The sequence below is a fragment of the Marinobacter salsuginis genome, from assembly GCF_009617755.1.
Classification (GTDB): Bacteria; Pseudomonadota; Gammaproteobacteria; order Pseudomonadales; family Oleiphilaceae; genus Marinobacter; species Marinobacter salsuginis.
Map to the genome: position 1 here is coordinate 472,444 of NZ_BGZH01000003.1, position 13,324 is coordinate 485,767.

The following is a 13,324-nucleotide window of genomic DNA, read 5'->3' on the forward strand; positions in this document are numbered from 1 at the left end:
CGGAAGCTGGTTATGAAGGCAATAATGAGGGCGTATACTAGGGCGGAATTGTACCAGAATCTGCAACGAAAGAACGGAGTGACTGATGGCATCCCTGCAGGACCAACTGCTGAAAGCCGGCCTGGCCGACGAGAAAAAGGCCAAGGCTATTCGCAGCGAAAAACGCAAGAAGAGAAAACAACAACCCAAGGGTGCTGTCGAGGTAAACGAGGCCGAGGTCCGAGCACGCCAGGCCCGTGAGGAAAAAGCCGAACGGGATCGCCAGCTCAACCTGGAGCGCCAGCGCGCCGCCGAGAAGAAAGCCATTCAGGCCCAGATCCGGCAGCTGGTAGAAACCAACCGACTGGACCGGAGCCGGGGCGAAACCTCCTACCAGTTCGTCCATGACAAGAAGATCAAGAAGCTCTTCGTAGACGACACGATGGTCGATCAGCTATCCCGCGGCCGCCTGGCGATCGTTTTCGTGAACGACAATTACGAGATTGTGGCGGAAGGCGTTGCGCGGAAGATCATGGAGCGGGATGAAAGCGCCGTTGTCGTTCTACATGACCGCAAGAAGGATGATGTAGGCGAAGACGACCCGTATGCAGGCTACGAAATTCCCGATGACCTGATGTGGTAAGCCGTTGAGCTGATTCTGATAGCCATCAGAATCAGCAACTCACCATTCCGTATCACGTTAAAGAACACCCGGTAATCATCTGTTACTGTAAAGTTCTGGAATACCCCGCCGTAAACCCTCTTAATATAAGTCAAATAAAAGGCACCTTTACTCTTCCAGGCGTATCAAAAACACGTCTCCGGCCTGCGGTCGGACAGAGGCGCTATCGAAGTTGGGCCGGCCACTCTCACATCGTTCAGGGTTACAAACACAATGCGTTTTTCAGAGTTGTTCAGCAACATGACCATCCGGACTCGACTCGCCGGAGGTTTTGCCATCCTCCTGGTTCTGACCATTCTGGTCGGCCTGGTTGGCGACCGCGCACTGGAGAGCTACAGCCAACGATCGAATATTGTTGCCATGCTCGGGCAAGTAAATACCAATCTCACCGAAGCACGGGTTGAAGAAAAGAACTTCTTGCTAACCGGTGAAAGCGAGGCTGTTGCAAGCACCCAGGCACAGGGCGATCGTGTTCTGGAACTGACCAAAGACATCAAACCATTACTTGCAGTACCCGAAGATATCGAAACACTGGGCCAGATTCAGGCTGATGTAAAAAACTACCAGCAACTGATGGGACAGGTTGAGACAAATATTGGTGAGCGAGAGGCAGCGCTCGAGCGCCTTGAAACCAGCGCCCGCATCTTCGGCTCATCACTCAAGGCACACAGCTCTCTGTTTTTTGCCTCGGCCATTTTCGAGGATATGCGCCGCTCTGAACGCAAGTTCCTCATCGAACAGGACACTGCCAGCGTCAAGGCTTATCTCGAAGATGCAAAAAGAGTCCAGGGCCCGCTCAAATCGGCGGCGATCACCGCCGAGGAAAAAGACGAGATCAACAAGGCACTTGAGACTTATGTAAGCGAATTTCAAACGGTAGTGGATCTGACCAACGCGGGTGAGCAACTGTCCGATGACATGGTCAGCACGGCTCGCAGCGCCATCGAATCGGCAAACAACCTTCGGGCACTTCAGACCGAGAAAATGGAGGCTGACCGCCTGCAGGCGTCCGGGTTGATTTTTGGCGCCACCGGCATTGCCGTGGTGCTGGGCATCCTGATGGCTTACCTGATCACTCGCGCGATCGTATCCCCCGTTAATCAGGCAGTGAACATTGCCTCCGAAGTTGCCTCTGGCAACCTGACCGTGGACATCAAGGCAAGCGGTACCAACGAGATCGGTCGGCTGATGGCCGCCCTGGCGACGATGGTAACCAGCCTCCGGGAATTGGTCAGGAGTATCGAATCAGGTGCATCAAACATCGCCGCCTCTGCAGAGGAGCTTTCAACCGTCACCAGCCAGACCAGCGACGGCATCAACCGCCAGAAGCAGGAAACCGACCAAGTTGCCACGGCCATGAACGAGATGACGGCGACCGTTGGCGAAATTGCCCGCAGCGCAGAGCAGGCCTTCTCAGTAGCAACCGATGCTGCCAGTCAGGCCAGCGATGGTGAACGAGAGGTACGGGAAACGGTTGATCAGGTGAACAGCCTGGCGCATGAAGTCAGCCAGAGCATGGAAACTATCCAGGGACTGCAGAAAGAAACCGCAAACATCGGAACCGTCCTGGATGTCATCAAATCGGTTGCTGAACAGACCAATCTACTGGCCCTGAACGCTGCTATTGAAGCCGCCCGGGCTGGTGAGCAAGGTCGAGGCTTTGCCGTCGTAGCTGATGAGGTTCGTTCACTCGCCCAGCGGACCCAATCATCCGCCCAGGAAATCGAGACACTGGTAACCTCGCTTCAAAACAGTGCCGGCGATTCGGTTTCTGCCATGGAGTCCAGCACCACCATGGCCTCGAACACCCTGGAGCGTGCCACGGCAACCGGGGCGACCATTGAGCGCATTGCCCGTGCCGTGGAGGACATCAAACAGTACAACAGCCAGATCGCCACAGCCTCCGAGCAGCAGACGTCGGTGGCTGAGGAGATCAATCAGAACATCACCAGCATCCGCGACGTTACCGATCAGTCTGCGGCTTCATCGAACCAGACAGCCAGCTCCAGCAGCGAGCTGGCCAGGCTCGGCAGCGACCTGCAGAACCTGGTTTCCCGATTCCGGCTGTAGGCTCATAAAAACCAAAAAGGGGCAGCTAACACATCCTGGTTGCCTGCCCCCTTTCCTTATTGAATTGACCGGTATCAGTGAAGCTGGTGCCGCTCAAATATCTCCAGAATTTCCCTTTCGGTCTCCGCAGGCACACTGACTTTCACAACCTTGGCTTCCTCGTCGATGAAAATGTTGTCACGGGGAATACCGGTTGCAATTAGATCGTCCCAGGTGTTCTTGGCCTGGTCATGATCCCTGTAGCTACCATTGAGTGTCTTGTTCATGGTTAGACCTCCTTCCTGAAATCAAATTTCCCTGCACTCTTAAGATTAGGTTCGAGAAGGATGGTTGAGCAAATATTGATCAACCTGAAATTGATCGGGGACAAAATAAAAAACCCCGCACAAGGCGGGGTTCTTTATTTATATGGCGCGGCTGGGAGGATTATTCGGGGCCTTTGGCCCTCACCCCTTTGGGGTCGCCGTCGCTTTGCTCCGGCGTTCCTCAACCCACTGCGTGGGTTTCGGTCGAACCTCTTATCGGTTCAAATCCTCCCAGCTATACAAAGCAAAACGCCCCAGCCTGTGGGATGCACAAACTGAGGCGTCTTGATCTTAAGATGGCGCGGCTGGGAGGATTCGAACCTCCGACCGCCTGGTTCGTAGCCAGGTACTCTATCCAGCTGAGCTACAGCCGCTTAAAACTTGTGGCAGGTTGATCGATGGCGCGGCTGGGAGGATTCGAACCTCCGACCGCCTGGTTCGTAGCCAGGTACTCTATCCAGCTGAGCTACAGCCGCACATTGATCACTTGCTCTGGTTGAATGCTACCTCAACCTGTCTCGCTTTTCCCGAAAGGAAAATGGCGGAGAGGGAGGGATTCGAACCCTCGGTACGATTGCTCGTACGGTTCCTTAGCAGGGAACTGGTTTCAGCCACTCACCCACCTCTCCTTGAGAACGGGGCGTATACTACCATAATTTTTCTGTTTTCATAGGGTTGACACGAGATTTTTCGGACTCGTTTCAGCCCACCATCAAAAAAGCCGTTCAGGTTTCCCATGAACGGCTTTCTGTCTCTCAGCTGTTGCCGGGTTCCGGCTCTTCAGAGCCTTTTTCCGACTGAATACGCTGGTAGATTTCTTCACGGTGTACCGCGACTTCTTTCGGGGCATTAACGCCAATGCGTACCTGATTGCCCTTTACACCCAGGACGGTGACGGTGATATCGTCGCCGACCATCAGGGTTTCGCCCACACGGCGAGTCAAAATCAACATATCCCTTACTCCCTATCCAGAGCTACCTGTTCCGATAAATGGTTTTTGATCTATTTATTGCTTTTATAGTGGGATCACTTACTGATCTGTAGACGCACATTCCCTTATACGGTTCACGTTTGTCATAGGCTCAGCATATGATGCCCTTTTTTCAGAGGCTCCGCAGACCGACCTTTTATCTGCGTTTTTCAGGCCTCGTCTGATACCGCGGGCTTGTCCAGCTCAAATGCACTGTGAAGCGCACGAACGGCAAGCTCAAGGTATTTCTCATCGATCACCACGGAAATCTTGATTTCTGATGTGGAGATCATCTGGATGTTGATGCCCTCATTGGACAGCGCTTCAAACATCTGGGTTGCCACGCCAGCGTGGGAACGCATTCCAACACCCACGATGCTGACCTTGGCAATCTTGCTGTCGCCAGCCACTTCACGGGCGCCCAGTTCGTCAGCCACACGCTGAAGCACTTCTTTCGCACGCTTGAAATCATTGCGGTGAACGGTGAACGTGAAGGCTGTGCGGTTATCCTCACCCACGTTCTGCACGATCATATCCACTTCGATATTGGCGTCGCTCACCGGCTTCAGAATGCGCAGCGCGCTGCCCGGGGTATCCGGTACGCCGGCAATGGTCAGTTTGGCTTCATCACGGTTAAAAGCGATGCCGGAAACAACCGGTTGTTCCATGGCGTTTTCATCCTCAAGAGTAATCAGGGTGCCTTCGCCTTCCTGGAAGCTGGAAAGTACCCTTAATGGAACGTTGTATTTACCTGCAAATTCTACTGAACGGATCTGGAGCACTTTCGAGCCCAGGCTGGCCATCTCGAGCATTTCCTCGAACGTGATCCGCTCAAGCCTGCGCGCGGTATCGACAACCCTCGGATCGGTCGTGTAGACACCGTCAACGTCGGTATAGATCTGGCATTCGTCTGCCCTGAGCGCCGCCGCCAGCGCTACCGCTGTAGTATCAGACCCGCCGCGGCCCAGAGTGGTGATATTTCCGCTCTCGTCGATGCCCTGGAACCCGGCGACCACCACCACTCGGCCGGCATCCAGATCTTCGCGCATGCGTTGTTCGTCGATCTGTTTGATCCGAGCCTTGGTGTGACTGCTATCAGTCAGGATGCGTACCTGTGAGCCGGTGTAGGAGCGCGCTTCACAGCCGCGTTTCTGCAACGCCATGGACAGGAGCGCAATCGTTACCTGCTCACCGGTGGAGACCAACACATCCATTTCACGGGGCGTCGGCTCCTCCATGATGTCGTTCGCCAGGGCGATCAACCGGTTGGTTTCGCCACTCATGGCGGAAACCACGACAACGACATCATGACCTTCCTTGCGGAAACGGCACACCTTGTCGGCTACCGCTTGAATACGTTCGGTTGTTCCAACCGATGTGCCACCAAATTTCTGAACCAACAGAGCCATTATTTTCCCAATATCCGAAACGGGGACTCACAGCGGAGTAACGCTCCGCCAATTAAAACAAACGGGCGGGATTATAAACCCCAGCCCGCCCACAAAAACAGTTGCTTAAGCGATATTTTTTTCGACCCAACCGGCGACACCTGCCAGGGCATCCTCAAGCTTGGATGGATCATTACCCCCACCCTGAGCCATATCGGGACGTCCCCCGCCTTTGCCGTCGACCTGGGCCGCCAGGTGCTTCATCAGATCCCCTGCCTTGATCCGGTTCGTCGCAGACTTGGTAACACCTGCGACCAGGGTGACCTTGCCATCTTCCACGCTGGCAAGCACCACAACACCTTCGCCCAGCTTGTTCTTGAGCTGGTCCGCCGTTTCCATCAGGGCTTTGCGGTCTGCGCCTTCCAGTTCGGAGGCCACGACCTTGAGCCCAGCGACGTCCACTGCCGTGCTGGCCAGGTCGGTGCCTGCAGAAGAAGCCAGCTTGGCTTTCAGCGCATCCACTTCCTTCTCAAGCTGACGATTGCGATCCACGGTCTGCTGAACCTTCTCAATAACCGAATCGCGGGAACCTTTCACCAGGCGAGCCGCTTCGCGCAGGGTGCGCTCGGTACCGTCGATCCAGTCCAGCGCGCCCATGCCGGTAACCGCTTCGATACGGCGCACACCGGATGAAATGCCGCTTTCAGAGGTAATACGGAAAAGACCAATGTCACCAGTGCGAGAAACGTGCGTACCACCGCACAGTTCAACGGAGTAGTTGTCGGTACCCATGCTGAGTACCCGAACCACATCCCCGTATTTTTCACCGAACAGCGCCATGGCGCCCTTCTCCTGGGCCTTTTCCATGTCGGTGATTTCGGTTTGCACCGGGCTGTTTTCCAGAATCTGCTCGTTCACCTGACGCTCAATCTCACGGAGCTGTTCCAGCGTCACGGCCTCGAAATGGGAGAAGTCGAAACGCAGTTTATCCGGATCCACCAATGAACCCTTCTGGGTTACATGCTCACCCAGCACCTTGCGCAGGGCCGCATGTAGCAGGTGGGTAGCAGAGTGGTTGCGCTTGGTGCGCTCACGACGGGCGTGATCGATCCGGGCGTCGACTTCCAGCCCCGGGAACAACTCGCCCTCAATCAGCGTACCAAGGTGCAGGTGGTTATCCCCTTCCTTGCGCGTATCCGTTACCTTGAACCGGCCACCGCTCCAGGTCAGCAGGCCAGTATCGCCCACCTGGCCACCGGACTCGGCGTAGAACGGCGTGCGCTCAAGCACCACAACGGCCTCATCGCCGGCTTCTGCGGTCTTTTCCTCGCCGTTAACGATGACTGCACGGATTTTCTCGTGGCCATCGATATGCTCATAACCGGTAAATTCAGTCTTGCCCTCGAGCTGCAAACCGGCGGCGTTGTAGTCGATACCGAACTTGCTGGCTGCCCGGGCGCGTTCGCGCTGACCTTCCATGGCTTTCTCATAGCCTTCATAGTCCAGCGTCAGGCCCCGCTCACGGGCGATATCGTTGGTCAGGTCAACCGGGAAACCGTAGGTGTCGTAAAGGGTGAAGATGGTCTCGCCCGGAATCTCGCTGCCGTTAAGCTCAGCAATGTCCTGCTCAAGCAGGCGCAAGCCCTTGTCCAGGGTCTTGGCAAACTGCTCTTCTTCCTGCAGCAACACTTTTTCAATCTGCTTGCGGCTGCTAACCAGCTGCGGGAAGGCGTCGCCCATCAATTCACACAGGGCACCGGTGAGTTTGTAGAAGAATGGCCCGGTTGCACCCAGCTTGTTGCCATGGCGTGCCGCGCGGCGAATGATCCGGCGCAGCACGAAACCGCGGCCCTCGTTGGACGGCATCACGCCGTCGGCAATCAGGAAGGCGCAGGAGCGGATGTGATCGGCGACAACACGCAGTGACGCTTCCGTGGTCGCGGCACCGCCCAGAACCTGGGAGGCGGCCGCCAACAGATCCTGGAACAAATCGATCTCATAGTTGCTATGCACGCCCTGCAGAACCGCTGTGATTCGCTCCAGGCCCATGCCAGTGTCTACGGAGGGCTTGGGCAGCTTCAGCATCTCGCCATCGGCAGTACGGTTGTACTGCATGAACACCACGTTCCAGATTTCGATGTAGCGATCACCATCCTCTTCCGGCGAGCCGGGAGGTCCACCAGCCACATCCGGGCCGTGATCGTAGAAGATTTCGGTACAGGGGCCACAGGGACCGGTATCGCCCATTTGCCAGAAGTTGTCAGAGGCGTAACGGCCACCCTTGTTATCGCCGATCCGGACGATGCGGTCAGCCGGAACTCCGATTTCCTTGTTCCAGATATCGAAGGCTTCGTCATCTTCGGCGTATACGGTCACCCAGAGTTTCTCCTGGGGCAGGTTCAGCCAGTTCTCGCCGGTCAGAAATGTCCAGGCGTAGTTGATCGCTTCGCGCTTGAAGTAGTCACCGAAGCTGAAGTTGCCCAGCATTTCGAAGAAGGTGTGGTGACGGGCGGTGTAGCCCACGTTCTCCAGGTCGTTGTGCTTGCCACCCGCGCGGACGCATTTCTGGGAGGAGGTTGCCCGGGTGTAGTCACGCTCTTCACGGCCCAGGAACAGGTCCTTGAACTGGTTCATTCCCGCATTCGTAAACAGCAATGTGGGGTCGTCCGCAGGTACCAGCGAACTACTTGGAACAATGGTGTGGCCTTGCTGCTTGAAATAATCGAGGAACGCCTGTCGCAACTCTGCGGTTTTCATAGCCCTTTGATACCTTTCCAGAAACCCGGCGGGAGTGCCGCCCGGTCCGCGATTGAATACGAATACTTACATGCTTGTGCAAATCCGCTACTCTAGCACACGCCGAGAACAGGAAAAACGTGAAACATCACAGGAGATTCCATGCCCCGACGCTTCCATGACGCCGAGGAACTATTCCCACCAGCCACCGCCCTGAAACGCTCTCTTGCCATTATTTACGACGGTTTGATCAGCATCGCCGTGCTGCTTGTCGCGACCTGGGGATACACCATGGTGGCCGGCTGGATTACTGGCTGGGACCGGTACGAACAGATGGCCGAGTCAGGCCAGCTTTCGGGCGACCCGGGGCTGACGTTTACCCTGTTTCTGGTCCTCTACCTGTTCTTCGGCTATTTCTGGACCCGCATCGGCCAGACCCTGGGAATGCAGGTGTGGCGTATCCGCATTGAAAACATTGATGGCACGTCGGTGAGCTGGAGCAAGGCGCTCAGGCGGTATGTAACGGCGGCGGCGGTGATCTTCCTGACGCTGCTGGGCAGCTACTACCTCGGAGCCGCCACTCTGTTTCTGGGCATACCGGCGATTATCGCTTTGTTCTATCCAATCAACGGTCTTTCTATCACTGATCGGCTGTCGGACAGCGTCGTTGTCTCGGTTCCCAAAGAGACCACAACTAAAAAGCGCGCGGCAAAGTAATGACGGGGACAGGGTCTGCTAGCCGGCCCGGCGCATCAGGATCGCGCCTACCACGGCATTGACCGCAATTGGCACCAGCACCGCCAGCATCGGGTTAAAACCGTAAACAAGACTCATGGGCCCCAGCAGATCCTGCATGTACTTGAATAGCAGCCCCACCAAGAGGCCCGTGAACACGCGAAAACCCATGGTAACCGAGCGCAGGGGCCCGAAAATAAAGGAAATGGCGACCAGCACCATCACAGCAGTACCCAGGGGCATCAGGGCCTTCTTCCAGAATGCCAGCCAATAACGCGAGGCATTGAGGTCCTGTTCCCCCAGATAGCGGGCGTAGGTGAACAAGCCCGTCATGGAGAGGTTTTCCGGTTTTACAATCAGGACACTCAGAACGCTCGGTGAAAGCCCCGTATCCCATCTCAGGGCCTGCTTTTCAGAGCGCGTGGTTCTGTCTTCCTCGAACTCGGTGGTGCGCACCTTCTCCAGCAGCCAATAATCACCCTGATAGATGGCCCGCTCCGCAAAGCTCGCCGCCAGCAACTGCCTGTCTTCATTGAACTGGAATCGGGAAACGCCGTGAAGCACGCCATTGGGCTGCACCGCATTCAAGTGAATGTAGACGTTCCCTTCCTTGTGCCAGACCCCGGATGCCGAAGCGACGTTGGTGCCTGCACCCAGTGCCACGGCCTTGTCGCTCTGCGCCACCCGCTCTGCCGGCGGGGCCACGTACTCACCAATCAATACGCCCAGAATGACCACAACCAGAGCCGGCTTCATGGCCGACCAGACAATACGTTTGAGCGAGACCCCGGCCGCCCGGATAACCGTCAGCTCCGACGAGCTGGCCATGGAACCCAGCCCCACCAGACACCCCATGAACGCGCCCAGCGGCAGGTAATCGTAGATCCGACGTGGCAGGGTCAGGAAGACATACCAGAGCGCCTCAAGCGTCTGGTAATCATTGCGGGTATCCTCAAGCTCGGCGATAAAGGCGAAGATCAGATCAAGCGACAGTACCACTACCATCACCAGGAACATGGCGCCGCCAACGGTGCGCATCACATAGCCGTCAATCCTGCGCATGGGCAGTCCCCTCCCGCATCAATCGCCGGCGATGCAGCCAGTCAGGACCAAATTGCAGCCAAAGGCCAAAACCGATAAACAGGGCATGGACCCAGAGCATGCCGACCCACTCGGGAACCTTGCCCTCGGCAAGCCAGTCCCGGGCAACAATCAGCAGGCCGAGGTAGGTGATGTACACCAGCATCGCCGGAAGCAGATGGAAGAACCTACCCTGGCGAGGGTTCACCCGGCTCAGGCGAACCGCCAGCAAAGTCACGACCGGGACAATCAGGGGCAGTGAAAAGCGCCAGTGCAACAAAGCCCGATCCTCCAGCCGGTCTGACTGCATCAGGCTCCAGGTACTGGCCCCTTCCTCCAGCTCCCGGGTGCCAGCCTTGCCACTCTCGATCTTCAGGCCATAGGCTTCAAAATCGATGGTGATGTAGTCCAGCTCCCCAGCGGCACCCTCGAAGCGGCCACCCTCTTCCAGGATCAAGAAGCGGCTCCCGGTTTCCGGGTCCACCAGCTGGGAACCGGAGTCGGCGGTGATAATCGTCAGCCCCTGACCGTTTTCGGCGTATTCGGCGATAAAGACCCCCTGAAGCCGGCGTTTATCCTCACTCAGGCCTTCGGTGTAGGTAACTCGCCCGCCCGAAGAGAAATCCTGGAAACGCCCGGGCGCCAGCATCTCGAATTCTGTGGCCTTGCGCTGTTCATTGAAGATTTTCTCAACCTGGTTCATTCCCCAGGGAGAGACGTACAGACTCATGGCGCCAACGATGATCATCACCGGCAGACTGCCCAGGAGGGTTTTACCCAACAGGGCCTTGTCGCTGACACCGCAGGCAAACAACACGGTCATCTCGCTTTCGAGGTACATGCGGCCGTAGGCGAGCAGAATGCCAATAAACAGACCCAGCGGCAGGATCAGTTCGAGAAATCCCGGAAAACGGTACGCCATGATCTCGAACAGAACACCGGCGGAAATACTGCCTTGCGCAGCACTGTCCAGATATTTAAGGAAACGGCCACTCATGAACACCAGCAGCAGAATGCCGGAAACGGCAAGCATGCTGATCATGATCTGGCGTATGAGGTAACGGAAAATGATACTCAAATCGGTCTCTCTGGCCGTATCCGTTGAAACGTGGAGGTCGCTGGGAACTGCGCGTATTCTATGTAACCTTGGTGCCGAATGACAGAGTAGCGGTATTACACCGGCGTGAAGGCACGAACAGGCGCGGAAGCCGCGCCAATCGCTTGATAATTTCCCGGCAAGCCCCAATGCTAGACTAGATCACAATCAAGAACGATTCCCGCCGGCGGCGGGACCCTCGTGAACAATCAACAGGAGTTGCCATGAATTTCAGCCTGAGCAGTAAAGCCATCGCCAGCACCAAAGCAGACTGCCTTGTTATTGGCTTGCCTGAGAAAGGCACCTGGCCCGATTCGACCAATCAGGCCGATGAGGCTCTGGGCGGGCTGATCAAGACACTCCAGAAGGCCGGTGACCTCACCGGCAAAAATGCCACCACAGTGACAATTCCGCTGACGGATCAGCCCTGGAGCCGTCTGCTCGTGGTTGGCACTGGCAAGGATGCAGATCGCAGCCCCGCCAACTACCGTAAAGCGTTGATCGCAATGATGACCGCGCTCAAGGACGGTCCGTCCAAAAGTGTCGCGATAGCGCTGGCAGATACCCCGCTAACCGGCGAAGAAGCCGTGAGCTCCGAGGCCGCCCGGCTGAGCCTGATTGGCAGGACGCTGGAAGACCAGCTCTACACCTTCAGCGACTTCAAGAGCGAAAAGCCCGCCGACCGCAAGCTAAACAAAGTCGTTGTCCATGCCTCGAATGCCGGCAAAGCCCTCAAGGATGCCTTCAACCTCGGCCTCGCCACCGGGCGCGGCATGAACTTCACCCGGGATCTCGGCAACACCCCGCCCAACATCTGCCATCCGGAATGGCTGGCCCAGCAGGCCAAGAAACTGGCCAAGGACTACGACTCCATCAAGACCGAAGTGCTTGATGAGAAGCAGATGGAAAAAATGGGTATGAACACCATCCTCGCCGTGGGCAAAGGCAGCACCCAACCCCCACGCCTGATTGTGATGGAATACCGTGGCGGCAAGGCCAAAGACAAGCCCCATGTCCTGGTTGGCAAAGGTATCACCTTCGACACCGGCGGGATCAGCCTCAAGCCCGGCGAGGGCATGGATGAGATGAAGTACGACATGGGCGGCTCCGCCAGCGTCTTCGGCGCCATGAAGGTTCTGGCCGAAACCCAGCCCAAGATTAACGTAGTGGCTGTCATTGCCGCGGCGGAGAACATGCCGGACGGCGGCGCGTCCCGCCCGGGCGATATTGTAACCACCCTGTCGGGTATGACCGTTGAAATCCTCAACACCGACGCCGAAGGCCGCCTGGTACTGTGTGACGCCCTCACCTACGTGAAGAAATTCGACCCGGCCGCCGTGATCGATCTCGCAACCCTGACCGGTGCCTGCATCATTGCCCTTGGCAATCACGCCACCGGCCTACTGGCCAACAACGATGAACTGGCCAACGAACTGCTGGCCGCCGGCGAACGGGCTGGTGACCGTGCCTGGCGCCTGCCGCTCTGGGACGAATACCAGAGCCAGCTCGACAGCAACTTCGCCGACATGGCCAACATCGGCGGCCGCCCGGCCGGCACCATTACGGCAGCGTGCTTCCTGTCCAGGTTCGCCAAAGACTACCGCTGGGCGCACCTCGACATCGCCGGTACTGCCTGGCACTCCGGTAAGGCCAAAGGCTCCTCCGGCCGCCCGGTGCCCCTGCTGGTTAACTACCTGATGTCCCATGCCGGATAACAACCCGGCGCCCTCTCCGGAAACCGGCAGCCCCGCTGCCGGCTCTTCCGGCCAGGAGGACCGGAACCAACGCTACTGGTTCCACATCCTCGCCCAGAACACCCCCGCAGCCCGCAACCTCCACGCCGCAAAGCTCGTGGACAAAGCCTGGCAGCAGGGAGACCGCGTGTGCGTCGTCTGCGATACCATGCAACACGCAGAAGAACTGGACGACCTGCTCTGGAACTTCAGCCCCGACGCCTTCATTCCACACAGCGTTGTTCCCGATTCAGCTACCACCTGCACCGACCCTGTCGGCATCCTGCTATGCCCGCCGGTCGCCGAAGACTGGGATACCGTGATCATTCTTTCGGCCACCTTGCCGGCGGATGCAGACCGGTTCAAACGGCTGGCTCTGGTCGCCCATAACGATCCGAATGTGCTGAATCAGGCCCGCTCGCATTTCAAGCAGTTGCGGGCACTGGGAATTGAACCCCGGGTGCATGATCAGAGGAAGCGTTAGGTTCGCCGCATCACCGGCGAGCATGTATAATCGTGCGTCTCAATTTTCCCTTGTGAATCAACCAA

General features: G+C 57.1%; 11 protein-coding genes and 3 tRNA genes. 5 read left to right on the top strand and 9 right to left on the bottom strand.

What is annotated here, in order from left to right; genetic code table 11:
- Positions 1-85: 85 nt before the first annotated feature.
- Positions 86-622: a DUF2058 domain-containing protein gene (locus GJU83_RS16210; RefSeq protein ID WP_069184571.1), complete on the top strand. Its 537-nt coding sequence runs from the start codon at positions 86-88 to the stop codon at positions 620-622.
- A 252-nt stretch (positions 623-874) separates the two neighbouring features.
- Entirely contained in the window at positions 875-2,731 is a 1,857-nt protein-coding gene (locus tag GJU83_RS16215) for a HAMP domain-containing methyl-accepting chemotaxis protein (RefSeq protein ID WP_069184570.1), read from the top strand.
- Positions 2,732-2,805: 74 nt separating this feature from the next.
- Here GJU83_RS16215 and GJU83_RS16220 read toward each other — a convergent pair whose 3' ends face one another.
- From GJU83_RS16220 to alaS, 7 genes are all read right to left on the bottom strand, one after another.
- The gene (locus GJU83_RS16220) at positions 2,806-2,997 is read right to left on the bottom strand and encodes a hypothetical protein (protein ID WP_069184569.1); all 192 of its coding nucleotides are present in this window, start codon (positions 2,995-2,997) and stop codon (positions 2,806-2,808) included.
- A gap of 336 nt (positions 2,998-3,333) precedes the next feature.
- Positions 3,334-3,410: transfer RNA gene (locus GJU83_RS16225), tRNA-Arg, on the bottom strand.
- A gap of 25 nt (positions 3,411-3,435) precedes the next feature.
- Positions 3,436-3,512 (bottom strand) — tRNA-Arg (locus GJU83_RS16230).
- Between the two features lie 63 nt (positions 3,513-3,575).
- A tRNA-Ser gene (locus GJU83_RS16235) sits at positions 3,576-3,665 on the bottom strand.
- A 126-nt stretch (positions 3,666-3,791) separates the two neighbouring features.
- Positions 3,792-3,989: a carbon storage regulator CsrA gene (gene csrA / locus GJU83_RS16240; protein WP_008172808.1), complete on the bottom strand. Its 198-nt coding sequence runs from the start codon at positions 3,987-3,989 to the stop codon at positions 3,792-3,794.
- Between the two features lie 188 nt (positions 3,990-4,177).
- The gene (locus GJU83_RS16245) at positions 4,178-5,416 is read right to left on the bottom strand and encodes an aspartate kinase (RefSeq protein WP_069184568.1); all 1,239 of its coding nucleotides are present in this window, start codon (positions 5,414-5,416) and stop codon (positions 4,178-4,180) included.
- Between the two features lie 105 nt (positions 5,417-5,521).
- Positions 5,522-8,152, bottom strand: a complete 2,631-nt coding sequence (alaS, locus tag GJU83_RS16250; RefSeq protein WP_069184567.1) for an alanine--tRNA ligase — start codon at positions 8,150-8,152, stop codon at positions 5,522-5,524.
- Positions 8,153-8,293: 141 nt separating this feature from the next.
- On the opposite strand from alaS, the gene GJU83_RS16255 reads away from it, so the two are divergent.
- Complete coding sequence (locus tag GJU83_RS16255) at positions 8,294-8,848, top strand: RDD family protein (protein ID WP_069184566.1); 555 nt, start codon at positions 8,294-8,296, stop codon at positions 8,846-8,848.
- 18 nt (positions 8,849-8,866) lie between these two features.
- Here GJU83_RS16255 and lptG read toward each other — a convergent pair whose 3' ends face one another.
- Together lptG and lptF are read right to left on the bottom strand one after the other, a co-directional pair.
- Positions 8,867-9,928, bottom strand: a complete 1,062-nt coding sequence (lptG, locus tag GJU83_RS16260) for an LPS export ABC transporter permease LptG (RefSeq protein WP_069184565.1) — start codon at positions 9,926-9,928, stop codon at positions 8,867-8,869.
- Complete coding sequence (gene lptF / locus GJU83_RS16265) at positions 9,915-11,024, bottom strand: LPS export ABC transporter permease LptF (RefSeq protein WP_153634717.1); 1,110 nt, start codon at positions 11,022-11,024, stop codon at positions 9,915-9,917. The genes lptG and lptF overlap by 14 nt, the downstream gene beginning before the upstream one ends.
- Before the next feature lie 242 nt (positions 11,025-11,266).
- Here lptF and GJU83_RS16270 point away from each other — a divergent pair, with 242 nt between their 5' ends.
- Both GJU83_RS16270 and GJU83_RS16275 read left to right on the top strand, forming a co-directional pair.
- Positions 11,267-12,757, top strand: coding sequence for a leucyl aminopeptidase (locus GJU83_RS16270; RefSeq protein WP_069184563.1), 1,491 nt, complete (start codon positions 11,267-11,269; stop codon positions 12,755-12,757).
- Complete coding sequence (locus tag GJU83_RS16275; RefSeq protein ID WP_069184562.1) at positions 12,747-13,259, top strand: DNA polymerase III subunit chi; 513 nt, start codon at positions 12,747-12,749, stop codon at positions 13,257-13,259. Before GJU83_RS16270 ends, GJU83_RS16275 begins: the two co-directional genes overlap by 11 nt.
- Positions 13,260-13,324: the final 65 nt, after the last annotated feature.